Source organism: Pseudoduganella umbonata (genome assembly GCF_014192225.1).
GTDB lineage: Bacteria > Pseudomonadota > Gammaproteobacteria > Burkholderiales > Burkholderiaceae_D > Rugamonas > Rugamonas umbonata.
On the sequence record NZ_JACHXS010000012.1, the window covers coordinates 41057 to 67791 of the forward strand.

Genomic DNA, 26735 nt, shown 5'->3' on the forward strand with positions numbered 1-26735 from the left:
GCTGGCCGGCTGGCAGTGGCATGGCTTCGCCATCGCCGCCGTGCTGCTGGTAGCCGGCGCGTGGGCATTCTTCGCTGTCCCGGGCGAGGCGTCGCAGGCGCCCGCCACGGCCGACGATTACGTGGCCAGCCGCCGCGAGTTCGCAGAGCAAGTGTCCGGTGTGTGGGCTTCGCATATCGACGCGTCGCGCAGCCAGATGGAAACGGCCGTGGTATCGCTGGTCGAGCGTTTTTCCGGCATCGTGTTCAAGCTGGAACAGGCATTGGCCACCTCCGGCGCCGCGCGCAATCACGAGGGCGGCAGCATCGTCGAGGTATTTTCCGCCAGCGAAAAGGAACTGCGTTCGCTGCTCGACATGCTGGCCAGCGCCGCCGACAGCAAGGGGCAGATGCTGCAGAAGATCGAGGGCCTGCAGCACATCACCGCCCAGTTGCAGACGATGGCGGCGGACGTTGCCAGCATCGCGTGGCAGACCAACCTGCTGGCGCTGAATGCCGCCATCGAGGCGGCGCGCGCCGGCGAGGCGGGCCGCGGCTTTGCCGTCGTCGCCAACGAAGTGCGCATGCTGTCGAACCGCTCGGCTGACGCCGGCAAGCATATCGCGCAGCAGGTCGGCCAGATCAGCGCGGCGATCAATGCGACCTGCGGCGCGGCGGGCGACTCGATGCGCGCCGAAGGGCAGGCGGTGCAGGCTTCCGAGCAGATGATCGGCAACGTGCTGACGTCGTTCCGCGGCGTGACCGATGCGCTGGTGCGGTCGTCCGACGTGCTGCAGGCGGAAAGCGCCGGCATCAAGTCCGAAGTGGCCGAGGCGCTGGTGCAGCTGCAGTTCCAGGACCGCGTCAGCCAGATTCTGTCGCACGTGCAGCAGAACATCGCGCGCCTGCCGTCGTACCTCGATGAACAGGTCGCCGCGGGAACGGCACGGCAGCTCGACGCGCGCCCGTTGCTGGCCGAGCTGGAAAGCACGTACGCGATGGCCGAAGAACACACTCTTCACCTGGGCGGCGCCAAGCCGGCGCCGCAGCAGGAAGAAGAAATCACATTTTTCTAGGAGCTTCACATGGCAAAAACCATCATGGTGGTGGATGACTCGGCATCGATCCGCCAGGTCGTCGGCATCGCACTGCGCCAGGCCGGCTACGACGTCATCGAAGGCAACGACGGCGCCGACGCGCTGGCCAAGCTGACCGGGCAGAAGGTCAACCTGATCATCAGCGACGTCAACATGCCGAACATGGACGGCATCACCTTCGTGCGCGAACTGAAGACCCGTCCGGCCTACAAGTTCACGCCGGTGATGATGCTGACCACCGAATCGCAGCAGGAAAAGAAAGCGCAGGGCCAGGCGGCCGGTGCGCGGGCCTGGATGGTCAAGCCGTTCAAGCCGGAGGCGCTGCTGGCGGCGGTCCAGAAGCTGGTCATGCCTTAAAGCCACTTGCTCGCGGCCTTCCGGCCGCGGCAGATTCCCTACGGAGAACCACATGAGTATTGGCGAGAGCCAAGGGCCCGTTGCGGCCCTGGCGGTCGAAGGCGAGCTGACGATCTATCGCGCGGCGGAGCTGAAGGACGTGCTGCTGGACGCCGTGCGGCAGCATGCCGCGCCGGTGTTCGACCTGTCCGCCGTGACCGAATGCGACAGCGCCGGCCTGCAGCTGCTGCTGGTGGCGCGGCAGGAAGCCGCGACGCTCGGCAAGACGCTGCGCGTGCAGGGGACCAGCGCCGCCGTACGCGACGTGTTCGCGCTGCTCGGCATGGCATTCGACGGCATCGGTGCGGCAAGCGAGGAAAGCAACGAGGCAAGCAACGGGGAAGGGCGCGCGGCATGAACATGGACCAGGTAATGCAAACCTTCATCGCCGAGAGCCGCGAGCTGCTCGAGCAGATGGAAAACGCGCTGCTGGCCGTGGCGCAGGACGGCCCCGAGGCCGTCAACGCGATCTTCCGCGCCGCGCACACGATCAAGGGATCGGCCGGCATGTTCGGCCTGGACGCCGTGGTGGACTTCACCCACGTGGCCGAGAGCGTGCTGGACAAGGTACGCGACGGCGCCGTGCAGGTCGACGATGCGCTCGTCACGCTGCTGCTGGGCTGCTGCGACCACATCGGCCACCTGGTCGACGCGGTCGAGGCGGACACGCTGGACAGCGATACGGTACTGGTGTCGGCCGGCGCGCCGCTGCTGGCCGCGCTGCAGGGCTATCTCGACGGCGGCAGCGCACCGGCACCGGCCAGGGCCGCAAGCGCGCCTGCGGCGGCGGCCGGCAGTGCCGAGCAGTGGCACATTTCTCTGCGTTTCGGCCGCGACGTGCTGCGCAACGGCATGGACCCGCTGTCGTTCATCCGCTACCTGGGCCAGATGGGCACGATCACCGGCATCGCCACGCTGGCCGATGCGTTGCCGCCGGCTGCGCAATTCGATGCCGAATCGTGCTACCTGGGCTTCGAGATCGGCTTCCTGAGCAGCGTGGACAAGGCCGCGATCGACGGCGTGTTCGACTTCGTGCGCGACGATTGCCAGATCCGCATTTTGCCGCCGGAAAACCGCATCGCCGAATACCTGGCCTGGCTGGACGAAGTGCCCGAACAGCGCGAGCGCCTGGGCGAAATGCTGGTGCGCTGCGGCAGCGTGACGGCGCACGAGCTGGAGCAGGCCCTGGCGGCGCAGGCTGCCGACAGTACCGGCGGCGCCATCGTGCCGCTGGGCGAGATCCTGGTGGGCCAGGGCACCGTGCGGCCGGCCGTCGTCGAGGCCGCGCTGGCGAAACAGCGCCAGGCACCGGAAGGCAAGGCCGCACCGGCGGAAAGCCGCTCGGTGCGTGTCGATGCGGACAAGCTGGATCGCCTGATCAACCTGGTGGGCGAACTGATCATCGCCGGCGCGGGGGCCAACCTGATTGCCCGGCGCGCGCAGATCCCCGAACTGCTCGAGTGCACGTCGACGCTGTCCGGCCTGGTCGAAGAAGTACGCGACAGCGCGCTGCAGCTGCGCATGGTGAAGATCGGCGCCACGTTCAACCGCTTCGTCCGCGTGGTGCGCGACGTGTCGCACGAGATCGACAAGGATATCCGCCTGGAAGTGTCCGGCGAAGACGCGGAGCTGGACAAGACCGTGGTCGAGAAGATCGGCGATCCGCTGACGCACCTGGTGCGCAACGCGATGGACCATGGCATCGAACCGGCCGACGTGCGCCTCGCGCGCGGCAAGCCGGCGCAGGGCACGGTGGCGCTGAATGCCTACCACGACTCGGGCAGCATCGTGATCGAAGTGTCCGACGACGGCGGTGGCCTGAAGCGCGACCGCATCCTCGCCAAGGCCGTCGAGCGGGGGCTGGTGGAACCGGGCCGCGTGCTGTCGGACAAGGAAATCTTCGGCCTGATCTTCGAGCCGGGATTCTCGACCGCCGAGCAGGTGACCAACCTGTCCGGCCGGGGTGTCGGCATGGATGTCGTCAAGCGCAATATCGTCGCGCTGCGCGGCAGCGTGGAAATCGCCAGCACCGAAGGCGTGGGGACCACGGTGACCGTGCGCCTGCCGCTGACGCTGGCGATCATCAACGGCTTCCAGGTGGGCGTCGGCAAATCCGTGTTCGTGATCCCGATGGACATGGTCGAGGAATGCGTGGAGTTCCGCGACGATGCGGAGCGCACGCAGTCTTCGGACTATATCGACCTGCGCGGATCGCCGATGCCGTTCGTGCGGCTGCGCGAACGCTTCGCGCTGGCCGGCACGCCGGCGCGGCGCCAGAGCATCGTCGTGGTGCGCTATGGCAGCAACCGGGCCGGCCTGGTCGTCGATACGCTGCTGGGCGAGTTCCAGACCGTGATCAAGCCGCTCGGCAAGGTGTTCGCCGGCGCACGCTTCCTGTCCGGCTCGTCGATCCTCGGCAATGGCGACGTGGCGCTGATCCTCGACATGGGCGCGCTGCTGGCCGGTGTCGAGAGCGAAAGCCATGCGGTCGCCCAATAAATTTCAACAACTTTACTGTTTTTCTTTACTGATCTTGGAGAGCCATCGTGCTTAAGAACTTGAAAATCGGCGTACGCCTGGGGCTGGGTTTCGGCGTGCTGCTGCTGCTGCTGCTGGGTGTCGCAACGCTGGCCATCACGCGCATGGCAGACATGGACAAGGTGACCGACGAGATCACCGGCGAGGCCTATCCGAAAGTGATCACCGCGCAGGACATGGTGCGTGACGCGATCGATGCCGGGCGCCACATGCGCGGCATGCTGCTGACGAACAGCGAGACCGAGATCGAGCGCCACCGCAAGAGCATCGAAGGCATGCGTGCGGAGACGGTGCGCCGCATCGCCGACATGGAAAAAGTGGTGTTCTCCGAGCGCGGCAAGGAACTGCTGCGTGCCGTATCGGAGAAGCGCGTGGCGCTGGATGCCAAGTACGACAAGTTCTACACCCTGATGCGCGCCGATCGCCAGCAGGCCGCCGAATTCATCAGCAACGACTATGCGCCCGCCAACCGTGAGTTGATCAATGCGCTGGACGCGCTGATCAAGCACCAGAGCAAGCTGATGGCGGACCTTACCGATGTTGCCGGCCACACCTACGAGGACACCCGTACCACCGTGATGGCGATGACCGGCATCGCGCTGCTGCTCGCCATCGTCATCGGTGCATCGATCACGCTGTCCGTCACCCGCGCGCTGCGCCAGGCGGTCGATGCCGCGAACAGCCTCGCCGAGGGCGACCTGACGGTGCGCATCGACAGCAATTCGCGTGACGAGACCGGCCAGCTGCTGCAGGCGATGAGCCAGATGATCGCCAAGCTGACGCAGGTGGTCAGCGACGTCAACGCCGGTGCGCAGTCGCTGGCCTCGGCTTCCGAGGAAGTGTCGGCCACCGCGCAGTCGCTGTCGCAGGCCGCTTCCGAGCAGGCCGCCAGCGTCGAGGAAACCTCGGCATCGCTGGAACAGATGACGGCGTCGATCTCGCAGAACACGGAGAACGCCCGGGTCACCGATGGCATGGCGACCCAGGCGGCGCGCGAAGCGGCCGAAGGCGGCGAGGCCGTCAAGGCCACCGCAACGGCGATGAAGCAGATCGCGAAACAGATCGGCATCATCGACGACATCGCCTACCAGACCAACCTGCTGGCGCTGAACGCGGCCATCGAAGCGGCCCGTGCCGGCGAACACGGCAAGGGCTTCGCCGTGGTGGCGGCCGAGGTGCGCAAGCTGGCCGAGCGCAGCCAGGTGGCGGCGCAGGAAATCGGCGAAGTGGCCACGTCGAGCGTGGAACTGGCCGAACGTGCCGGCGCGCTGCTGGACCAGATGGTGCCGAACATCCGCAAGACGTCCGACCTGGTGCAGGAAATCACGGCCGCTTCCGAGGAGCAGTCGGCCGGCGTGGGCCAGATCAACGCGGCCGTGGGCCAGATGAGCCAGGGCACGCAGCAGAACGCGTCGAGTTCCGAGGAACTGGCCGCCACGGCCGAGGAAATGAGCGGCCAGGCCGAACAGCTGCAGGCTGCGATGGGCTTTTTCAAACTCGAGGGCGGCGCGCCGCTGCGCAAGCCGGCGGGGCGCGCGGTGCGCGCAGCCGCGGTGCCCAGGCGCCAGAACATCGCCCTGCAACCGGCCTTTGCCGAGGCGGGGCTGGACGAAGCCAGCTTCACCCGGTTCTGAACACGTCGCAGGACCGCTTCGATTCGTCGTTTATTCGTTATCAAACGCTAACAACCCGCGGCCGGTGGCCGCAAGGAGACAATCTTGTTCCGTAACATGAAAGTAAGCGCCCGCCTGGCCCTGGGCTTCGGCGTCGTCGCCATCCTGCTGGTCGCCAGCATCCTGCTGGGTATCCGCAGCCTGGCCGGCGTCAGCGACAACGTCAACGAACTGGTCACCGACAAGTACCCGAAGGTCACGATGGCCCACGACCTGATCGGCAACATCACCACGATCGCGATCGCGATGCGCAACGTCGTGATCTTCGACGACGCGGCGGTGGCGCGCCGCGAGCTGGCAGCCATTGAAGCCGAACGCGCCAAGCTGCGCGAGACGCTCGAGAAGCTGAAGAAGGTGGTGGCTTCGCCGGAAGGCAAGGATGTGCTGCAGGCGGTCGTGGAAACCCGCGAGCAATACCGCGTCATCCAGGAGGAGTTCCTGCGCCTGGTCGCCGCGGGCCAGCGTGCCGAGGCACGCGACCTGCTGGTGAACAAGCTCGAAGGCATCCAGACTACCTATATCGCGACGATCCGCAAACTGATCGCGCACCAGGACCAGTCGATGGCGAAGTCCGGCGTGGAAGCCACCGACGCCTACGTCAGCGCGCGTAACCAACTGGTAATGCTGGGCTCACTGGCCGTGCTGATAAGCGTGGCCATGGCGTTCTGGATCACCCTCAGCCTGACGCGCACGCTGGGTGGCGAACCGGCCTACGCGGCCGAACTGCTGAAACGCATCGCCGATGGCGACCTGTCCGGCGATGTGGCCGTGCGCAAGGGCGATTCCGCCAGCATGCTGTCCGCCGTCGCCCAGATGGTCGGCAAGCTGCGCCTGGTGATCGCCGGCCAGCGTGCCGTGATCGAAGCCGCCAACCGCGGCAACTTCGACGCGCGCGTCGACACGGCGGGCATGCAGGGCTTCCAGAAGGAGATGGGCGATGGCCTGAACCAGCTGGTGGCGACGACCGGTGCCAGCATCGACGACGTGGTGCGCGTGATGTCGGCACTGGCCGAAGGCGACCTGACCGCGCGCATCGACAAGCACTACGAAGGCGCGTTCGGCAAGCTGAAGGAATACTCGAACGGCACGATGGACAAGCTGGCGCAGGTCGTCGGCGACGTGAATGCCAGTGCGCAGTCGCTGGCTTCGGCTTCCGAGGAAGTGTCGGCCACCGCGCAGTCGCTGTCGCAGGCCGCTTCCGAGCAGGCCGCCAGCGTCGAGGAAACCTCGGCATCGCTGGAACAGATGACGGCGTCGATCTCGCAGAACACGGAGAACGCCCGGGTCACCGATGGCATGGCGACCCAGGCGGCGCGCGAAGCGGCCGAAGGCGGCGAGGCCGTCAAGGCCACCGCGACGGCGATGAAGCAGATCGCGAAACAGATCGGCATCATCGACGACATCGCCTACCAGACCAACCTGCTGGCGCTGAACGCGGCCATCGAAGCGGCCCGTGCCGGCGAACACGGCAAGGGCTTCGCCGTGGTGGCGGCCGAGGTGCGCAAGCTGGCCGAGCGCAGCCAGGTGGCGGCGCAGGAAATCGGCGAAGTGGCCACGTCGAGCGTGGAACTGGCCGAACGTGCCGGCGCGCTGCTGGACCGGATGGTGCCGAACATCCGCAAGACATCCGACCTGGTGCAGGAAATCACGGCCGCTTCCGAGGAACAGTCGGCCGGCGTGGGCCAGATCAACGCGGCCGTGGGCCAGATGAGCCAGGGCACGCAGCAGAACGCGTCGAGTTCCGAGGAACTGGCCGCCACGGCCGAGGAGATGAGCGGCCAGGCCGAGCAGCTGCAACAGGCGATGAGCTTCTTCCACCTGGCCGGCAACCATGGCGCGCGGGTGGTGGCAAAGGTGCGCAGCGGTAGCGTCCGGCCGGCACGGCGCGGCGGCAACCTGCGCGCGGCCGACGATTTCACGCACGGCGAGCTGGATGAAAAGAACTTCACCAACTTCTGATGGACCGATCATGAAACACACCAAGCAAGACAGCGGCGCATCGGCTAACGAATCCGCCCAATACCTGACCTTCATGCTGGGCGGCGAAGCGTTCGGCATCGGCATCATGGCCGTGAAGGAAATCATCGAGTTCTCCGGCATTACCGAAGTGCCGATGATGCCGGAATCGATCCGCGGCGTGATCAACCTGCGCGGCGCCGTGGTACCCGTGATGGACCTGGCGGCCCGCTTCGGCCGGCCGCTGGCGGTGCCCGGCAAGCGCACCTGCATCGTCATCGTCGAACTGGAAGCGGATGGCGAACGGCAGGTGACGGGCGTGGTGGTCGACGCCGTCAGCGCCGTGCTCGATATCGCGCTGGCGGAAATCGAGCCGGCGCCATCGTTCGGCACGCGCATCCGCGGCGACTTCATCGGCGGCATGGCCAAGGTGAACGGCAAGTTCGTGATCCTGCTGAACGTGGCGCACGTGCTGGCGCTGGACGGGCTGTCCGCGCTGGCCGACAGCGAAGCCCAGGCGGCATGAGCGCCATCGCGATCAACGAGCGCGAGTTCGCGCGCTTCCAGCGCTTCATCCTCGACATCGCCGGCATCACGATGTCGGACGCGAAGAAGGCGCTGGTCAGCGGGCGGCTCGCCAAGCGGCTGCACCATTTCGGGCTGGACAGCTACGACGCGTATTTCGAGTTGCTGGCCGACGGGCAGCATCCGGATGAGGCCCAGGTTGCCGTCGACCTGCTGACCACCAACGAGACGTACTTCTTCCGCGAAGCGCGCCATTTCGACCTGCTGCGTGAAGCGGCCGCGGCGCACGGCAGCGCCGGCACCACGCCATTCCGCGTATGGAGCGCTGCCTGTTCGTCCGGCGAAGAGCCGTACAGCATCGCGATGGTGCTGGCCGACGTGCTGGGTAACGCGCCGTGGGAAGTGGTGGCATCCGACATCAGCACGCGCGTGCTGCAGCGTGCCCGCATCGGCCATTATCCGATGGAGCGCGCCACGCACGTGCCGCCGGACTACCTGAAGCGCTTTTGCCTGAAAGGCATCCGCGAGCAGCAGGGCACATTGCTGGTGGACCGGGCGCTGCGCCAGCGCGTGCAGTTCCGGCAGGTAAACCTGAACACGCAGCTGCCTGATCAACTGGGCATGTTCGACGTGATCTTCCTGCGCAACGTGATGATCTACTTTAATGCCGATACCAAGCGGCAGGTGGTGGCGCGCGTGACCTCGCGGCTGAAACCGGGTGGCCATTTCTTCATCGGCCATTCCGAAAGCCTGCAGGACATCTCCAGCGCGGTGCAGCCCGTGATACCGTCGGTGTACCGCAAGGCCGCGGCGGTCCAGCCGCGCGACCGGCAAGCCGCTTGAGCCGCAGGTTCGACGAGTGGTGTGACGGATCGGGGCGCCTGGCCCGGCTGCGCCAGGCTGGCGCCTTGCGGGCGCGTTATTTGCGAGCCTTGCCGCAGCCCTGGAACAGCCGTGGAAATCTATGAATCCTGTGAATGTGATGGTCGTCGACGATTCGGCCGTGGTACGCAAGATCGTCGGTGAAATGCTGGCGGCGGCGCCCGGTATCCGCCTGCTGCACGCCGTGTCGGACCCGTTGCTGGCGATCGAGCGGATGAAACAGCAATGGCCGGACGTGATCGTGCTGGACGTGGAAATGCCGCGCATGGACGGCATCACGTTCCTGAAGAAGATCATGGCCGAACGGCCGACGCCGGTGATCATCTGCTCGACGCTGACGGAGAAGGGCGCGCAGACCACGATGGCGGCGATGGCGGCCGGTGCGGTGACCGTGATCGCCAAGCCGAAGCTGGGCCTGAAGGATTTCCTGAACGACAGTTCCGCCGAGCTGGTCAGCGCCATCCGCGCCGCCGCGCAGGTCAATGTGCGCCGGCTCGCCGCCCGCGCGGCCATGCCGGCCCAGGCGCCGGTCAAGCTGACCGCCGATGCGATCCTGCCGCCGGCAGGCGAGGCCCGCCCGCCGCTGCAGACCACCGAGCGGGTCGTGGCCATCGGCACGTCGACCGGCGGCACGCTGGCATTGGAGGAAGTGCTGACGGCGCTGCCGCGCGTCACGCCGGGCATCGTGATCGTGCAGCACATGCCGGAAAAATTCACGGCGGCCTTCGCCGACCGCCTCGACAAGCTGTGCCAGATCGAAGTGCGCGAGGCGCAGCACAACGACCGCGTGCTGCCGGGCCGGGCGCTGATCGCGCCGGGCGGCAAGCACATGCTGCTGCGCCGCGATGGCGCGCGCTACTGCGTCGACGTGATCGACGGCCCGCTGGTAAACCGGCACCGGCCATCGGTGGACGTGCTGTTCCGCTCCGTGGCCCGGCATGCCGGCGCCAATGCGCTGGGCATCATCATGACGGGCATGGGCGACGACGGCGCCGCCGGCCTGCTGGAGATGCGCAAGGCCGGCGCCCGCACCGTCGCGCAGGACGAGGAAAGCTGCGTGGTCTATGGCATGCCGAAGGAAGCCGTCAAGCGCGGCGGCGTGGAAAAAACCGTGCCGTTGAAGTCGATCGACCGCGAGATCCTGCAGCAGCGCTGATGGCGCTGCCGCAGCGGCGCGTCACGGCGCCGGGCCGGCCGCCGGCTGTTCCGGCTGCGCCGCCACGATGCGGTTGCGGCCCGCGCGCTTGGCGGCGTACAGGGCCGCATCGGCGGCGCCGATCAGCGCGGCCGGCACGGCCGGCTGGCCCGGCAGCAGCGTGGCCACGCCGATGCTGACGGTGACCTGCTTTTCCGGCCCGCCGTACGCGTGCGGAAGCGCCAGTTGCAGCACGCGTGCATGCAGCGCTTCGGCCATGCGCAGCGCCTGGTGCGGATCGTTGTCCGGCAGGATCACGGCGAATTCCTCGCCGCCGTAGCGGGCCAGCATATCCATCGAACGTTGCAGCAGCGCCTGCAGGGCAGCCGATACCTGGATCAGGCAGCCGTCGCCCTGCTGGTGGCCGTAATGGTCGTTGTAGGGCTTGAAGTGGTCGATGTCGATCATCAGCAGCGACAGCATGCCGCTGTTGCGCTTGGCGCGCCGTACCTCGCGATCGATGGCCGCGTCGAAGGCGCGGCGGTTGGCAATGCCGGTCAGGCCGTCCGAAAAGGTCTGCAGGCGCAGCATCTCGGTCTGTTCGCGCAACAGCTTTTCGCGGCTGGCGGCCATGCTCACGTCGCTCAGCTGGATCAGGCAATGGGAACCGGCCTGCCCGGCGGGGAAGGCCAGCGGCGTGACGGCGATGGCCTGCTGCATCCGCTCGCCGCGGCCGATGGCTGCCGGGTTCGAGTACAGCGGAAACGGCGCGCGGTTCAGGGTGGGCGAGAGCAGCGACGAGAAGTGGTTCGCCAGCGACTGCCTGATGGCGGCCTCGACACGGCCGCCGCGCAGTTCCGGCATCAGCTCGAACAGGTCCATGCCGAGCGCCTTGTGGGCGGCACAGCCGGTATGGCGGCTCATCCATTTATTCCACAGCACGATGCGGTGCGCGGCGTCGACGACGATGATGCCGGCGCTGACGGCTTCCAGCACGCTTTCCAGCAACGGCAGGCGAGACGGGTGCTGCATCCTTATTGCGGCCCCATCGGCAGTCCCATCGTGCGTTGCAGGTAGCGGTCGATCTGTTCCTTCAGGTCGGTCAGGGCGGTCACGTCGAGGATGAAGGCGACATAGCCATGGATCTGGTGCTTTTCGAGGATGAAGTCGATGTGCAGCATCATCACCACGGTATCGGCGCGGGTTCCGGTGGCGTCGAGGATCTCGTCGCTGGAGCCCACGTGGTAGACCGGCAGCGAGCCATGCAGCTCCTGCTGGAAAATGTTGGCCAGCGTGCCGACGCAGGAATTGAGGATGATGTTGCCGATCTCGCTCATCGCTTCCTGTTCCATGCCGGACAGCTCGGCCAGCGGCACCGCCTCGCCCACCATCAGGCGCACGATCTCGAGGCTTTTGTTCTCGGGGAACATCAACAGTGCCTCGGTCGAGAACGCGCCGTCGTAATGCTGGCTGACGCCGCAGATGCGTTCGCCATTGCCGGCGCCGCCACCGGTGCGGGTGTCATTGCGGGTGTCGTTGCGGTGAGCCGCTTCCAGCAGTTGCGCCGCCTCGCTGCGGCTGAGGAAGCTGATCGACGGCACCGACATCGTGACTTCCTCGTTGACGATGCCGCTCATCGCGGCGGCGGCCTGGCCGACGCCGATGTTGAAGATCTCGACCAGCGCGTCGTGTTCCAGTTCGGTCAGCGCGACCATGTCAGCGCCCCAGCAGGGCGGTCAGGCGGGCGATGCGTTCCGGCGTGATCGGCTTTTCCATGAAACCGACGCCGATTTCGCTGGCGCGGTTGCGTGTGGCGTCCTGCACGTTGGCCGTCAGCAGTGAAATGTGCGCATCGGGCAGCAGCTCGCGCAGCTTCTCGGCGCAGGCGATGCCGCCCATGCCGGGCATGTTCACATCCATCAGCACCAGTTGCGGTTGCGCGTCGGGTGCCTTGGCGAGCGCTTCCTCGCCGGTGGCCGCTTCGACCACGGTCCAGTCGGCGTGCAGCGCGAGGATGTATTGCCGCGCGACCAGGCGTGAAACGCGGCTGTCGTCGACGATCAGGACGGTGGGCGGGGCAGCGGGGGCGGCAGGGGGGACTGTAGAGGACGTCATGTTCTGTTGGGCTGACTTGTCGGGATTGGGTATTTTCCCACAAAGGCCGCCCGGTGCGCTGTTAAAATGACGGCCCTCGAATCCGTAACCCCTATCCTCAATCATGACTCAAGACGAACTGAAACAGGCCGTGGCGCGCGCCGCCATCGGCTACGTGGTCGATGGCGAAATCATCGGCGTCGGCACCGGCTCGACCGCCAATTTCTTCATCGACGAACTGGCCGCCATCAAGGACCGCATCAAGGGCACCGTGGCGTCTTCGGAAGCCACCGCCGCGCGCCTGAAGGGTCATGGCATTCCCGTGTTCGACCTGAACGACGTGGACTCGATCGCCGTCTACATCGACGGCGCCGACGAGATCGACGCCTCGGGCGCGATGATCAAGGGTGGCGGCGCGGCGCTGACGCGCGAGAAGATCGTTGCTTCCGTGTCGAAATCGTTCGTCTGCATCGCCGACGGTTCGAAGCTGGTCGACACGCTGGGCAAGTTCGCGCTGCCGGTCGAGGTGATCCCGATGGCGCGCAATGCCGTGTTGCGCCAGCTGGCGGCGCTGGGCGGCCAGCCGAAGGTGCGCGTCAAGCCGGGTACCGACGAGCCTTTCGTCACCGATAACGGCGGTCACCTGATCGACGTGGCGGGCCTGTCGATCACCGATCCGGTCGCGCTGGAAAACACCATCAACCAGATGACCGGCGTGATCGCCGTGGGCCTGTTCGCCGCGCGCGGCGCCAATGTGTGCCTGCTGGGCACTGGCGAGGGCGTGAAGACGCTGAGCTGGTAAGCAGCAAAACCGGTGACAGCAAAACCGGTGACAGACACCAGTTTATTTGAAATGGATGTTGCAAAAAAACCGGTGACAGGCACCGGTTTTTTTGAAATATTTCCCGAAAACCGGAGCCTGTCACCGGTTTTCGGGAAATAAAAACGGCACCCGCGGGTGCCGTTTCAGGGAGCGTCGCTTACGCCGTCGGCGGCACGTAGCCCTGGGCTTCGTCGGCGCCTTCGCCGAAGAAATGCTTTTCCATCTGCGCCGCCAGGTACTTGCGGGCGCGCACGTCGGCCAGGTTCAGGCGGTTCTCGTTGACCAGCATGGTCTGGTGCTTCAGCCAGGCCGCCCACGCCTCTTTCGACACGGATTCATAGATTTTCTTGCCCAGTTCGCCGGGGTACGGCGGGAAGTCCAGGCCTTCGGCTTCCTTGTTCAGTTTGATGCAATGGACGGTACGGGCCATCTCGGGTGCTCCTCAGTGTGCAGAAACGTGCATTGTAAAGGCAAATTACAAGGTCTTCACCAGCACCTGCGACTTGCGCTGGTAGTTGTACATGCGCTGGCGGTCCTTCGGCAGCGCATCCACGTTGGCGGGCACGAAGCCGCGCTTGATGAACCAGTGCGCGGTGCGGGTGGTGAGCACGAACAGTTTCGTGATGCCGGAAGCGCGCGCGCGGTTTTCCATGTGCTTCAGGATGCGTTCGCCGTCGCCCTGCGCCTGCACTTCGGGGTTGACGGTCAGGCATGCCATTTCGGCCATCTTCTCTTCCGGGAACGGATACAGCGCGGCGCAGCCGAAGATCACGCCATCGTGTTCGATGACGGAAAAATAATTGATTTCCCGTTCGATCAGTTCGCGGCCCCGTTTCACCAGCGTGCCGTCCGCTTCCAGCGGTTCGATCAGCTTGATAATCCCGCCGACGTCCTCAATTGTGGCGGGACGCAGGCTTTCCAGGTTCTCGTGGCTGATCATCGTGCCCACGCCGTCGTGGGTGAACAGTTCCAGCATGGCCGAACCGTCCATCGCGAACGGCACGATGTGCGAGCGTTCCACGCCGCTGTTGCAGGCCTTGACGCAATGCTGCAGGTAGAACGCGCTTTCCGGCGCCAGGAAATTCGCCTGCAGCACGGCTTCGGCCATGTGCGACGACAGTTCGCGGATCTCCGTGCCGGCCAGGTCGCGCAGCATCTCGGTCTCGGTGATGAAGATCAGCTTGTCGGCATGCAGCGCCACCGCGGCGGAGACGGCGACGTCTTCCATGGTCAGGTTGAACGCTTCGCCGGTGGGCGAGAAGCCCAGCGGCGACAGCAGGATCACGCCGCCGGTGGCCAGGATCGAGTGGATCGTCTCGGCATCGACCTTGCGCGTCACGCCGGTCAGTTCCAGGTCGACGCCGTCGATGACGCCCAGCGGGCGCGCGGTGACGAAGTTGCCGGAAATGACACGGATCGCGGCGTTCGACATCGGCGTGTTGGGCAGGCCCTGGCTGAACGCGGCTTCGATATCGAGGCGCAGCTCGCCCGCGGCCTCCTTGGCGCATTCCATGGCGGCGGTATCGGTGACGCGGATGCCGTTGTGGAAGCGGCCCGCGACGTTACGCAGCGCGAGCTGTTCGGCCACCTGGGGTCGCGAGCCGTACACGACGACGACCTTGATGCCGAGCGCATGCAGCAGCGACAGGTCGTGCGCCAGTACCGGCAGGGCGCCGGCGGCAACCAGTTCACCCGGGAAGGCCACCACGAAAGTCTTGCCGCGGAAGGCGTGGATATAAGGCGCGACGGAGCGCAGCCACTGGACGAATTCGACGGGGTTTTCCATGCGCCGCATTATAATTCGCTGCGCGGCATCCGTAGTAAAACTCGCAGCAAAACCTTGTAAAAACAATGTCTGAAGCCATCAAGCAGTCCCCTTCCTCTTCTCCCCCGAAACCGAACGAAGCGCGCGCGCCGCGCCGGGATGGCGACCGCCGCGGCGGCGCATCCCGGCAAAAGCCCGCACCGGAGCAGGTTGCCGCAGGGGAGAAGCGTGCGCCGAAGCAGATTGCTTCGCGGGAAAAACCTACGCCCGAACAGATCGCCGCGCGCGAGGCGGAACGCCTGTTCCGCAATCCGCTCCCGCCGATCACGTTCCCGGAGGACCTGCCGGTATCGGGCCGGCGGCGCGAGATCGCCGAGGCGCTGTCGAAGCACCAGGTCGTCATCGTCTCGGGCGAAACCGGTTCCGGCAAGACCACGCAGCTGCCGAAGATCTGCCTGGAGCTGGGCCGCGGGCAGAAGGGCCTGATCGGCCACACGCAGCCGCGCCGGATCGCCGCGTCGTCGACCGCCAAGCGCATCGCCCAGGAACTGAATTCTCCGCTGGGCGAGCACGTGGGCTTCAAGGTGCGCTTCAACGACACGCTGCACAAGGGCGCGTCCGTGAAGCTGATGACGGACGGTATCCTGCTGGCCGAGACGCAGACCGACCCGCTGCTCAAGGGCTACGACACGATCATCATCGACGAGGCGCACGAACGCAGCCTGAACATCGACTTCCTGCTCGGCTACCTGAAGCAGCTGCTGCCGCGCCGGCCCGACCTGAAGGTGATCATCACGTCGGCAACGATCGATGCGGAGCGTTTCGCCCGCCATTTCAGCCAGGAGGGCAAGCCGCCGGTGCCGGTGATCGAGGTCTCCGGCCGCCTGTATGCGGTGGAAATCCGCTACCGGCCGGTGGAGCGCGAGCCGGTCAGGCTGCCGGAAGGGGTGAACGCGGCGAAGCCGCAAATGCGCACGGCCGCCGCCGCCAAGGAAAAGCGCGACCTGATGGATGCCATCCTCGACGGTGTCGACGAGGTATGCCGCATCGGTTCGGGCGACGTGCTGGTGTTCCTGCCCGGCGAGCGGGAAATCCGCGACGCCGCCGAGGCGCTGCGCAAGCACCATCCGCCGCACGTGGAGATCCTGCCGCTGTTCGCCCGCCTGTCGGTGGAAGAACAGGACCGCGTGTTCCGCACCACCAACCAGCGGCGCATCGTCCTCGCCACCAACGTTGCCGAGACGTCGCTGACGGTGCCGGGCATCCGCTACGTGGTCGATGCCGGCCTGGCGCGCGTGAAGCGCTACAGCTACCGCAACAAGGTCGAACAGCTGCAGATCGAACCGGTGGCGCAGTCGGCGGCGAACCAGCGCGCCGGGCGTTGCGGCCGCGTGGCCGACGGCGTCTGCATCCGGCTGTACGACGAAGAGGATTTCAACAAGCGGCCGAAGTTCACCGATCCGGAGATCCTGCGCTCGTCGCTGGCTTCCGTGATCCTGCGCATGAAGTCCCTGCACTTGACGGATGTGGAGACGTTCCCGTTCATCGAACCGCCGCTGGCGCGCGCCATCGCCGACGGTTACCAGCTGCTGCAGGAACTGGGCGCCGTCGACGACGACAACCGGCTGACGGGCCTGGGCCGCAAGCTGGCCAAGCTGCCGCTCGATCCGCGCGTGGGCCGCATGATCCTGGCCGCGCAGGAATTCACCTGCCTGACCGAAGTGCTGATCGTGGCCGCCGCGTTGTCGGTGCAGGACCCGCGCGACCGGCCGATCGAGCACCAGCAGGCGGCCGACCAGGCGCACCAGAAGTTCGCCGACGAGAAGTCCGAGTTCCTCTCGTACATCAAGATCTGGCGCTGGTTCGAGGACGCCATCGAGCACAAGAAAACCAACCGCCAGCTGCAGGACAACTGCCGCGCCAACTTCCTGTCGCAGGTGCGGCTGCGCGAATGGCGCGACGTGCATTCGCAGCTGCTCACGCTGGTCAAGGAGCAGGGCTGGCGCATGAACGAATCGCCGGCCACGTACGAGCAGTTCCACCTGGCGCTGCTGACGGGCCTGCTGGGCAACGTCGGCTTCAAAATGGAGGACGACCCCGGCTACCTGGGCGCGCGCGGCATCAAGTTCAACATCTGGCCCGGTTCCTCGCTGGGCAAGAAGGCCGGCAAGTGGGTGATGGCGGCCGAACTGGTGGAAACCACCCGGCTGTATGCCCGCACCATCGCGCGCATCGAACCGGAATGGGTCGAGAAGATCGGCGCGCACCTGCTGAAGAAATCGTGGGGCGAACCGCGCTGGGAGAAACGCCCGGCGCAGGTGACGGCGGCCGAGAAGGCGACCCTGTACGGCCTGACGATCTACAGCCAGCGCCGCATCAACTATGCGCTGCACAACCCGGCCGAAGCACGCGAGATCTTCATTCGCGATGCGCTGGTGGCCGGCGACTACGATACGCGCGCGCCGTTCTTCGCGCACAACCACCGGCTGGTGAAGGAGATCGAAAACCTCGAGCACAAGTCGCGCCGGCAGGACGTGCTGGTGGACGACCAGCTGATCGAGGCCTTCTACGACAAGCTGATTCCGCACGACGTGGTCAACGGCGCCGGCTTCGAAGCCTGGTACAAGAAGGCCGCGCAGGCCGAACCGAAGCTGCTGTACCTCGTCAAGGAAGACCTGATGCGGCACGAGGCGGCCGGCGTGACGACGGAGCTGTTCCCGAAGAAGATGCTGGCCGCCGGTGTCGAGATGGCGCTGACGTACCACTTCGAACCGGGCACCGTGCGCGACGGCGTTACCCTGCACGTGCCGCTGTATGCGCTGAACCAGCTGTCGCGCGAGCGCTGCGAATGGCTGGTGCCGGGCATGCTGAAGGAAAAGGTGCACCTGCTGCTGAAATCGCTGCCGCAGAAGCAGCGCCGGCACATGGTGCCGCTGCCCGAATATGCGCAGAAGTTCTGCGAGCGCGTGGCGGACAAGTTCGGCCGCGGCGACCTGATCGACGCGATCATCGCCGACATCCGCGAGCAGGTCACGATCACGGTGCTGACGTCGGACTTCAAGCCGGAACAGCTGCCGGCGCACCACTTCATGAATTTCAAGGTGGTCGACGAGCACGGCCGCCAGCTGGACATGGGCCGCAATCTCGCCACGCTGCAGGCGGAGTATGGCGCGCAGGCGCGGCAGAGCTTCCAGAAGATGGCGGAAAATGCGCCGCCCGCATCGGCCGCATCGCTGGCGCAGCTGGGCGGCGCCAGGCCTGACAAAGGCGCGGACCGGGGCGCAAAGCACGGCGGTATCGCCGGCGAGGTGAAGGCCGGCGGCATGCCGGGAGCGGCCGTGCCGGCGCCGGCCGCCGCTGCGCCGGCACCGGCCGGAGCGCATACGAACATCACCTCATGGTCGTTCGGCGAACTGCCGGAACTGCTGGAGATCGTGCAGGGCAAGCTGACGCTGATCGGCTTCCCGGCGCTGGTGGACAAGGTCACGCACTGCGACCTGGAAGTGTTCGACGACCCGAACGTGGCGGCGCGCACGCACCGCGCCGGCCTGCGCCGGCTGTTCGCGCTGCAGATGAAGGACCAGATCAAGTTCGTCGAGAAAAGCATCCCGAACCTGCAGCAGATGGGCATGCAGTTCATGAGCATGGGCACGCAGGAAGAGCTGCGCGACCAGATCATCGCCAAGGCGATCGACATCGCCTGCCTGCAGGACCCGCTGCCGCTCGACGCGGCCGCGTTCAACCGGCGCAAGGACGAGGGCAAGTCGCGGCTGGTGCTGCTGGTGAACGAGATCGCCCGGCTGGTGTCGCAGGTGCTGACGGAGTTCCATGGCTTGCCGAAGCGGCTGCAGGGCATCAACCCGCAGGCGGCCGCCGACATGCAGGAGCAGCTGAAAGGGCTGGTGCACAAGCGCTTCCTGCTCGATACCGAGTTCGCCCAGCTGGCGCATTTCCCGCGCTACCTGAAGGCCATGAACGTGCGCCTGGAAAAGCTGCGCGCCGATCCGGCACGCGACGCGAAATCGATGGCCGACTGGCACCAGGCGGCGCAGCCCTGGCTGCGCGTGATGCGCGAAAAATCGGCCGGCAAGAATACCGATCCGAAGCTGGTGGAGTACCGGTGGATGCTGGAGGAGCTGCGCGTGTCGCTGTTCGCGCAGGAGTTGCGGACGCCGATGCCGGTGTCGGTCAAGCGGCTCTTTAAAGTGTGGGAGTCGATGCAGCGGTAAAAAAGCCCGCGGAGCGGGTAATGCCGTTCAGATAAGCGAAATTTGACGTTTGCCGACGACGCTTGCGTTACTGGTGTCGGACACCCCCGGGTGTCGGACACCGGTTTTCGGCGCCGCTCTTCGCAACAGTCGAGCAAAAACCGGTGTCCGACACCAGAGCGTTCAAGGTATGGGAGTCGATGCAGAGGTAAAAAAAGCCCCGCGGAGTGGGGCTTTTTTTACGCCAGGACGATCAGTACTTCTTGTTCGGATCGTAGCTCGAGCTCTGGTTCGACAGCCCGCCGGCCTGGTTGATGTTCTTGTCGGTCAGGTCGGAATCGCCGCGGTCCAGGTCCAGGCTGTTGCTGCCCAGGCCGGTGCCGCTGCCCAGGCTGCCGCTCTGGCTGGACATGCCGCTGCTGTTACCCATGTTGCTGCCCATGCTGCTGCCCGAGCCGCCGGACAGGTTGCCCGACTGGCTCTGGCCAAAGCTGGAGCCGCTCTGCATCGTGCTGGTGCCGCTGCCCATCACGCTGCCGGTGGAGGTCATCTGGCCTGGCATCGCCTGCGCGGCGCCGCCCCAGAAGCTGCTGACCTGGCTGCCAAACTCGGCGCTCGCCATGTCGGGCCAGCGGTCCTTGTCGAAGCCCGGGGCATTTTCCAGGCGCTCTTTCGCCACGTCGAGAATGAAGCGCTTGTTGACGGTATCGAGTTGCAGTGCCTGCCATGGCACGGCAAACAGCTTGTCGCCCATGCCCAGGACGCCGCCGAACGACAGCACGGCGTAGGCGACCCGGCCGGACTGCATGTCGATCATGATTTCCTTGATGTCGCCCAGGTCTTCTTCCTGGCGGTTGTAGACGTCTTCGCCCATCAGCGTGTCGGCACCCATCAGGTGCGGGCCGGGGCCATCATTGTCGCGGTCACGGTAAATGCCAAACGGGTCTCGGTCGAGATAGCTCATGTCGGTCTCCTGTAATGCATTTCGGTAATGCGGTTCGTGGAAAGGCCGCCGCGCATAGCCCGGCGGTGCGCATGCCAGAATAGCGCAGGCGGATGTTTCGCGTTCTTACTGCAATTCAATAGTGTGGCCCGGCTCCGTTGCATGGGGGCTGGACGAAAACGGAGGATGCATGGTCAAGCGAAATGCCGGCGCGCGCCTGGTGCGCTCGTTGATGAAAGCGGGCAGCGCCCAGCAAAAGGCGGCGACAAAGATGGTGGGTACCCTGCTGACGTTACCGAAGAGCAGTGTCCGCAAGCGGCCCGCGAAAAAGGCGGCCCTGGCGGCGCCGCGCGTGCGCACGCCGCCCGCGACACCGGTGGCGCCCGGGCGCTGGCTGGCCGGCCACCACCTGGCGGGTGCCCAGCAGATGCAGTACTGGCTGTACCTGCCGCAGGGAGAAGTGCCACCGCAGGGCTGGCCGCTGGTGCTCATGCTGCACGGCTGCCAGCAAACCGCGACGCAGTTCGCGCAGGGCACGCGGATGAACGTGATGGCGGAAAAGAAGGGCTACGCGGTGCTGTATCCGCAGCAATCGGTGACCGTGCAGGCGCAACGCTGCTGGCGCTGGTTCGACCGCTCCACGCAGCAGGGCGGCGGCGACGTGCAGCCGGTGTCCGGGATCCTTGCCAAGGTGATGTCCCAATATCCGATCGACCGGCGCCGCGTGTATGTGTGCGGCATCTCGGCCGGTGCCGGCATGGCCAACATCATGGCGATCAATTTTCCGGAGGTATTCGCGGCGGTCGGCCTGCATTCGGGGCCCGTGTTCGGTGCCGGCCACGGTACCGTCGGCGCGCTGGGCGTGATGCGCCATGGCGGCGGCTTGCGCACCGAACCGGCGATCCGCGAAGTGCTGGCGCGCCGCGCCGATTTCCCGCTGATGCCCGCGATCCTGCTCCAGGGCGAGGCCGATACCGTGGTGCACGCGGTGAACCAGCAGCAGCTCGTGCGGCAGAGCCTGCTGCTGAACGGCGTGCCGGCCGATGCCCCCGTGAAGGTAACGCGGCGCGGCACCCGCAGCGGACACGAAATCCGCGATTACCAGGTCGGCAGCAAGGTGGTGCTGCGGGTGGTGCGGGTCGATACGCTGGACCATGCGTGGAGCGGCGGCGATCCGGCGATCGCCTTTCACGCGAAGGGGCCGGATGCGAGCCGGATGATGCTGGAGTTTTTTGGCAAGCACCGGCGGTAAACGCCGCGGGATGGCCGATGCGGCGCCAGGTCAGCCACCGCACGATTGCCAGATTGTCATTGCCAAAACGTCCCATCGATAGTACTGTACGGATATACAGTATTTCTTTGGATCATCAACCATGGCCCACGCCGCACCATTGCTGGCGCCGGAAGCCGTGCATCCCTCACTCTGGCTTGCATCGCAACTGGCGCAATCGCACGACCGCTGCGTCGACACCGGACATCCCGTCCTGTCGACCCAGCTGCCGGGCGGCGGCTGGCCGACGGGAACGCTGGTGGAATTGCTGCTGCAACAGCCGGGCATCGGCGAGATGCGCTTGCTGCAGCCGGTGCTGGCGGCGCTGGAGCGGCCCGTCGTGCTGGTGCAGCCGCCGTACGTGCCGCAGGCGCTGGCGCTCGATGCGCTGGGCATTCCACCCACGCGGCTGGTGTGGATCCGCAACACGGGCAAGAGCGCCGATGCGCTGTGGGCGGCCGAACAGATCCTGCGCAGCGGCTGCTGCGGCGCGCTGTTGCTGTGGCAGCAGAACGTGCGCAGCGAAGCGCTGCGCCGGCTGCACCTGGCGGCGCAAAGCGGCGAAACGCTGTTCTGCCTGATGCGGCCGCTGGCGGCCGCGCAGGATGCATCGCCGGCGCCGCTGCGGCTGGCATTGCGGCCCGCCGCCGGCGGCCTGCAGATCGATTTTGTGAAACGCCGGGGGCCGCAACGCGATGCGCCATTGTTCCTGCCCTTGACCCCCTCTTTGCTGCAACGACATGCGCCTCTGGATCGGCCTGCACCTGCCCCGGCTCCCGCTCGAAGTGTTCTGCCCGAGCTGGTCGGCTGACACCTGTAGCGCGGTGCTGGACCACGACGCGGTGCTGGCCGTATCGGACCAGGCGCGCCGTGCCGGCGTAGTGCCGGGCATGCGCCGTGGCGGCGCCCTGATGATGGCGCCGGAAGCGCAATTGCACGAACGCGCGCCGGACCGGGAAACGGAAGCGCTGCATGCGGTGGCGATGGCGATGCTGCAATTCACGCCGCAGGTGGCCGAAGGCGAGGAAGCCACGCTGCTGATGGACGTGGGCGCCAGCCTGCGCCTGTTCGGCGGCATCCGACGCCTGTGCGCGCTGGTGCGCGCCAGCCTGCGCAAGCTGGGCTTCACCGGGCTGCTGGCCGTGGCGCCGACGGCGCGCGGCGCCTGGCTGCTGGCGCGCGGCGGGGCAGGGCGCGCGATCCGGCTGGAAAAAATGACGGCGCTGCTGCACCGGCTGCCGGCCAGCCTGCTGCCGCCCGCCCGGCCCTACATGGCCTGGCTGGAAGGCATCGGCTGCCTGTCGGTGGGCGACGTGGCGCGCCTGCCGCGGCCGGGCCTGCAGCGGCGCTGCGGCCGCGCGCTGCTCGACGTGCTCGACGCGGCGCTGGGCCACGCCGCCGAGATGTTCCACTGGATCGAGGCACCGGCCACGTTCCATGCGAAGCTGGAACTGTTCGGCCGCATCGAGAACACCGACCTGCTGCTGGCCGGCGCCTGCCGCCTGCTGCAGCAGATGACGGGCTGGCTGAACGCCCGCCAGCTGGCCGTCGAGCGCATCACGCTGCTGCTGGAACACGAGCGGGGCAAGGTGGCGCGGCCGCCCACGCCGGTCGAGATCGTGCTGGCCGAGGCGGTCTGGCGCGACGACCACCTGGTGCGCCTGCTGAAGGAGCGCCTCGCCAAGCTGGCACTGGAAGCTCCGGTGATCGGACTGGTGCTGGAAGCGCCCCAGCTGAAACCGATGGCGCCGCTGTCCGATTCGCTGTTCCCCGAACCGGGCGGCAGCCAGGAAGACCGGCAGCGCCTGTTCGAGCTGCTGGTGGCACGGCTGGGGGCGGACAACGTGCTGCAGGCGGCGCCGAAAGCCGATTACCGGCCCGAGCATGCGAACGCATGGGTGCCCGTGCAGCAAAAGGTGCGCCCGCAGGACGTGGCGGCCTGCCTGCCGCCCGGCGGCCTGCCGCGCCCCGCGTGGCTGCTGCCGAAGCCGATCGCGCTGCTGGTGCGCGATCACCGGCCGTTTTACTGCTCGCCGCTACGGATGGTGTCGGCCGCCGAGCGCATCGAGGCGGGCTGGTGGAGCGATACGCAGACGCGCGATTATTTCATCGCCCAGGGCGAGGACAATGCCCATTACTGGGTGTATCGGGAGCGGCTGCCGGGCGGGGAGGAGGAGGCGGAGCCGCGCTGGTATCTGCATGGGCTGTTCGGGTGATTGGGTTGTTCGGGTGATGCAGGCTTTCTGACGTATGGAATACGCCGCCCGGACAGTGCTGTCGCGCATGTCGACGTTCAGTGTACTGATATTCAAACCAGTATCGCAGCGCGATAAAAAACGATTGGATCGCCCTTGACGACCTCCCTAAGATGACTTTCGTAGTTGCGAGGTATGTCAAAAATCATAACGGAGACCCAATGATTATCGATACCAACAGCCGCACTGCGAGCCGCACCGCGGCCCCGCCTGAACGACCACTTCCATTAAAACTTTGCACCGCCGCGCTGCTCGGCGCAGGCCTGATCGGCGCTGCATCCGTGGGCGCGCAGGAGGCCGAGCCCGCCGCTAGGCCCGTCGACACGGTGGTGACGGTGACCGGTTCGCGCATCTCGGCGCGTGGCTATAACCAGCCCACCCCAACCACCACACTGACCTCCGAGGACATTGAAAAATCGGCCCAGCCGAACATCTTCACCACCATTTCCCAGCTGCCCGCGCTGCAGGGAAGCACGGGCAGTTCGGTGCTGACCTACAGCACATCGAGCGGCCAGCAGGGCCTCAGCGCGTTCAGCCTGCGCGGCCTGGGGGCGTTCCGCACGCTGACGCTGCTCGACGGCCAGCGCGTGGTGCCGGCCAACGTCAGCGGCGTGACCGACATCAGCCAGTTTCCACAATTGCTGGTCAAGCGCGTCGACGTGGTCACCGGCGGTGCCTCGGCCTCGTATGGCTCGGACGCGATCGGCGGCGTCGTCAACTTCATCACGGACAAGAAGTTCACCGGATTCAAGGCCAATATCGAGGGTGGCCAGACCACCTACCATGACAACAGGAACGTCACGTTCCAGGCGGCCTGGGGCCGCGGCTTCATGGACGACAAGCTGCATGTCGTGGTCAGCGCGGAGCACGGCAAGGAGGACGGCGTGCCGCCCCACGGCTTCGGCATGGGCCCCGGTCCGAACGGCCGCACCGCCTTCAATGCGCCAGCTTTCCAGACACGGCCGCTGGCCCAGGCGACCGACGGCAAACCGCAGATGTACGATATCCGTAACGCCCAGCCCTACCAGTACAACCGCTACGGCCTGATCACTTCGGGCCCGCTGCAAGGCACCGCCTTCGGCGATGGCGGTGTGCCGTTCAAATTCAATTACGGTTCGAACGGCGTGCCCGACGGCAAGGGCGGCGTGAGCGGCTGCATCAGCCCATACTGCGTGGGCGGCGACCTGTCCGGCACCTCGGGCAACGGCACCAGCCTGGCTTCGGCGCTGAAACGCCAGAACCTGTACACCCGCGTGAGTTATGCGCTCAATGAGAACCACGAGGTGTACATGACGGCCAACGTGGCCGAGGTCGATTCGCAGAACACACCGAATGTCGGCGCGCCCAAGAACGCCAACCTGACCATCCAGTGCGATAACCCTTTCCTGCCCGCGTCGATCGTCGCGGACTGCGCGGCCAACAACATCACCAGTTTCCAGTACGGCACCGGCAACGCCAATTTCCCGAAAAATATCAGCGTCGAGCCGCTCCGTCGCCAGAACCGCTTCGTGATCGGTGCCGATGGCCGCTTCGATGCCGCTGGTACCAGCTGGTCGTACAACGGCTACCTGCAGCGCGGTATCAACAACACCGACCTGCATGTCAATAACCTCACGCTGTCGCCACGCTACACGGCTGCCATCGACGCCGTCAGGCTGCCCGACGGCAGCATCGCCTGCCGCAGCCTGGTCGCGCGCAACGCGGGCTGCCAGCCGCTCAACATCATCGGCAACGTCCCGCAAAGTACAGGGGCGCTCGCCTATGTGATGCCGCCGAACGGCGCGCGGCAAGTCACCCGCCAGACCCAGGACGTGGCCAGCCTGAACTTCAGCGGCGAGCCGCTCGCGCTGTGGGCCGGTCCGCTGGCCATCGCCACCGGCCTCGAGTATCGCAAGGAGGCCTACAAGGTACGTGCCGACCCCTACGGCAACGGCGTCACGCCCGACAGTCCCAACTCGACCGCCTATCCGGCCGATCCGGTGCTGAACGCGTCGACCGGCGGCAACTGGTTCGCGGGGAATTACCGCAATGGCCAAGGCTCCTATAACGTGCGCGAAGCGTACCTGGAGGTCAATCTGCCGCTGTTCAAGACGGACGGGCTGGGCGAGGCCAATCTGAACGTGGCGGGACGCGGCACCAGCTACAGCACCGCCGGCAACGCCAAGACCTGGAAGATCGGCAGCACCTGGAAGACCAGCGTCGACGGCCTGCGCCTGCGCGCCGTCACCTCGCGCGATGTGCGCGCACCGAATCTGAGCGAGCTGTTCGCGCCGGTCGTGACCACCAACAACGTCGTCAACTACCGGGGCACCACGTTGACGGTGCAGCAGCAGGTGGCGGGCAATACGGCGCTCAGGCCGGAAGTCGCGCGCAGCTCGGAAGTGGGGATCGTGCTGACGCAACCGCGCTGGGCGCCGGGTTTCAGCGCCTCGTTCGATTACTACACGATCAAGGTCGACGGCGTCATTTCGACGCTGGGCCTGCAGCAGGAAGTCGACCTGTGCGAGGCCGGCAACCAGGAATTGTGCGCGGCCATGGTGCTCGACAGCCCGGTGCCGACGAATAATTACGTGCGCCTGCAGCAGTTCAACCTGGCTTCGCTCAAGCTTCGGGGCTTCGACATCGAGACTTCGTACCGCGGCAGCGTGGCGAAACTGGGTTTGCCCGGCATGTTCACGCTGCGTGCGCTGGCCACGCATACGATCGATAACATCACCGACTCGGGCGTGCCGGGGACCATTCCAACGCAGGGCGCGGGCGTCAACCTGGGTTCCACGCCGCGCTGGAAGCTGCTGGCCACGCAGGGCTGGTCGACCGACAGCGCCAGCGTGACGCTGACCGAACGCTGGGTCAGCAACGGTGTCTACAGCAACGAGTACATCGAGTGCCAGACCAACTGTCCGGCCGCCACGACGATCCATCCGACCATCGATAACAACCAGATGAAAGGCGCGCTGTATTTGGACCTGGGGGCGACCTACAAAATTTCGGACAACATCATGGCCTACGTCAAGATCGACAACCTGGCCGACCGCAACGCGCCCACCGCTCCGGGACCGAATGTGGGCTATGGCTTGAATCCATCGCTGTACGACGTACTCGGCCGCATGTATCGGGCCGGATTGCGTTTCTCCTTGTGAGTATCTGATAGCGCTATCTCGGGGGAAATATCCGAGATGGCGCCCACTGTCCACCTG

21 protein-coding genes are annotated in these 26735 nt (G+C 66.2%); 15 read left to right on the forward strand and 6 right to left on the reverse strand.

Features of this window, described 5'->3' with window-relative positions; translation table 11 throughout:
• The first annotated feature begins 388 nt into the window (after window positions 1–388).
• The 9 genes from FHS02_RS32145 (at window position 389) to FHS02_RS25335 (ending at window position 10201) form a co-directional block, all read left to right on the forward strand.
• Entirely contained in the window at window positions 389–1054 is a 666-nt protein-coding gene (locus FHS02_RS32145; RefSeq protein WP_229422818.1) for a methyl-accepting chemotaxis protein, read from the forward strand.
• 9 nt (window positions 1055–1063) lie between these two features.
• Complete coding sequence (locus FHS02_RS25300; protein WP_137314230.1) at window positions 1064–1432, forward strand: response regulator; 369 nt, start codon at window positions 1064–1066, stop codon at window positions 1430–1432.
• A 52-nt stretch (window positions 1433–1484) separates the two neighbouring features.
• Window positions 1485–1829: an STAS domain-containing protein gene (locus FHS02_RS25305; RefSeq protein WP_137314229.1), complete on the forward strand. Its 345-nt coding sequence runs from the start codon at window positions 1485–1487 to the stop codon at window positions 1827–1829.
• Entirely contained in the window at window positions 1826–3970 is a 2145-nt protein-coding gene (locus FHS02_RS25310) for a chemotaxis protein CheA (protein ID WP_137314228.1), read from the forward strand. Before FHS02_RS25305 ends, FHS02_RS25310 begins: the two co-directional genes overlap by 4 nt.
• Before the next feature lie 47 nt (window positions 3971–4017).
• Complete coding sequence (locus tag FHS02_RS25315) at window positions 4018–5643, forward strand: methyl-accepting chemotaxis protein (protein ID WP_137314227.1); 1626 nt, start codon at window positions 4018–4020, stop codon at window positions 5641–5643.
• A gap of 84 nt (window positions 5644–5727) precedes the next feature.
• The gene (locus FHS02_RS25320; protein ID WP_229422690.1) at window positions 5728–7641 is read left to right on the forward strand and encodes a HAMP domain-containing methyl-accepting chemotaxis protein; all 1914 of its coding nucleotides are present in this window, start codon (window positions 5728–5730) and stop codon (window positions 7639–7641) included.
• A gap of 10 nt (window positions 7642–7651) precedes the next feature.
• Window positions 7652–8164, forward strand: a complete 513-nt coding sequence (locus FHS02_RS25325) for a chemotaxis protein CheW (protein WP_217496937.1) — start codon at window positions 7652–7654, stop codon at window positions 8162–8164.
• Window positions 8161–9006, forward strand: coding sequence for a CheR family methyltransferase (locus tag FHS02_RS25330; protein ID WP_137314225.1), 846 nt, complete (start codon window positions 8161–8163; stop codon window positions 9004–9006). Before FHS02_RS25325 ends, FHS02_RS25330 begins: the two co-directional genes overlap by 4 nt.
• 121 nt (window positions 9007–9127) lie before the next feature.
• Window positions 9128–10201 carry a protein-glutamate methylesterase/protein-glutamine glutaminase gene (locus FHS02_RS25335; RefSeq protein WP_137314224.1) on the forward strand — a complete coding sequence of 358 codons (1074 nt, stop codon included), beginning with the start codon at window positions 9128–9130 and terminating at the stop codon, window positions 10199–10201.
• Between the two features lie 21 nt (window positions 10202–10222).
• Here FHS02_RS25335 and FHS02_RS25340 read toward each other — a convergent pair whose 3' ends face one another.
• The 3 genes from FHS02_RS25340 to FHS02_RS25350 are packed head-to-tail and all read right to left on the reverse strand — an operon-like array spanning window position 10223 to window position 12295.
• Window positions 10223–11212, reverse strand: coding sequence for a sensor domain-containing diguanylate cyclase (locus tag FHS02_RS25340; RefSeq protein ID WP_137314223.1), 990 nt, complete (start codon window positions 11210–11212; stop codon window positions 10223–10225).
• A gap of 2 nt (window positions 11213–11214) precedes the next feature.
• The gene (locus FHS02_RS25345; RefSeq protein ID WP_137314222.1) at window positions 11215–11895 is read right to left on the reverse strand and encodes a chemotaxis protein CheC; all 681 of its coding nucleotides are present in this window, start codon (window positions 11893–11895) and stop codon (window positions 11215–11217) included.
• 1 nt (window position 11896) lies between these two features.
• Window positions 11897–12295 carry a response regulator gene (locus FHS02_RS25350; RefSeq protein ID WP_137314221.1) on the reverse strand — a complete coding sequence of 133 codons (399 nt, stop codon included), beginning with the start codon at window positions 12293–12295 and terminating at the stop codon, window positions 11897–11899.
• A gap of 103 nt (window positions 12296–12398) precedes the next feature.
• On the opposite strand from FHS02_RS25350, the gene rpiA reads away from it, so the two are divergent.
• Window positions 12399–13076, forward strand: coding sequence for a ribose-5-phosphate isomerase RpiA (rpiA, locus tag FHS02_RS25355; protein WP_137314220.1), 678 nt, complete (start codon window positions 12399–12401; stop codon window positions 13074–13076).
• A 178-nt stretch (window positions 13077–13254) separates the two neighbouring features.
• Here rpiA and FHS02_RS25360 read toward each other — a convergent pair whose 3' ends face one another.
• A complete protein-coding gene (locus FHS02_RS25360; protein ID WP_137314219.1) occupies window positions 13255–13527 on the reverse strand; it encodes an oxidative damage protection protein in 273 nt (90 codons plus the stop codon).
• Window positions 13528–13572: 45 nt separating this feature from the next.
• A complete protein-coding gene (argA, locus tag FHS02_RS25365; protein ID WP_137314218.1) occupies window positions 13573–14883 on the reverse strand; it encodes an amino-acid N-acetyltransferase in 1311 nt (436 codons plus the stop codon).
• Between the two features lie 65 nt (window positions 14884–14948).
• Between argA and hrpA the strand changes: the two genes are divergently transcribed.
• A complete protein-coding gene (hrpA, locus tag FHS02_RS25370) occupies window positions 14949–19091 on the forward strand; it encodes an ATP-dependent RNA helicase HrpA (RefSeq protein WP_137314217.1) in 4143 nt (1380 codons plus the stop codon).
• A gap of 232 nt (window positions 19092–19323) precedes the next feature.
• On the opposite strand, the gene FHS02_RS25375 is transcribed toward hrpA, so the two are convergent.
• On the reverse strand, window positions 19324–20034 hold the full coding sequence (locus tag FHS02_RS25375) for a PRC-barrel domain-containing protein (RefSeq protein WP_137314216.1): 711 nt from the start codon (window positions 20032–20034) through the stop codon (window positions 19324–19326).
• A 169-nt stretch (window positions 20035–20203) separates the two neighbouring features.
• Between FHS02_RS25375 and FHS02_RS25380 the strand changes: the two genes are divergently transcribed.
• From FHS02_RS25380 to FHS02_RS25395, 4 genes are all read left to right on the forward strand, one after another.
• Entirely contained in the window at window positions 20204–21265 is a 1062-nt protein-coding gene (locus FHS02_RS25380; RefSeq protein ID WP_175424816.1) for an extracellular catalytic domain type 1 short-chain-length polyhydroxyalkanoate depolymerase, read from the forward strand.
• Between the two features lie 121 nt (window positions 21266–21386).
• A complete protein-coding gene (gene imuA / locus FHS02_RS25385; RefSeq protein WP_137314215.1) occupies window positions 21387–22094 on the forward strand; it encodes a translesion DNA synthesis-associated protein ImuA in 708 nt (235 codons plus the stop codon).
• A complete protein-coding gene (locus FHS02_RS25390) occupies window positions 22024–23499 on the forward strand; it encodes a Y-family DNA polymerase (protein ID WP_137314214.1) in 1476 nt (491 codons plus the stop codon). Before imuA ends, FHS02_RS25390 begins: the two co-directional genes overlap by 71 nt.
• A gap of 200 nt (window positions 23500–23699) precedes the next feature.
• Window positions 23700–26678: a TonB-dependent receptor plug domain-containing protein gene (locus FHS02_RS25395; protein WP_137314213.1), complete on the forward strand. Its 2979-nt coding sequence runs from the start codon at window positions 23700–23702 to the stop codon at window positions 26676–26678.
• The last annotated feature ends 57 nt before the right edge of the window (window positions 26679–26735 follow it).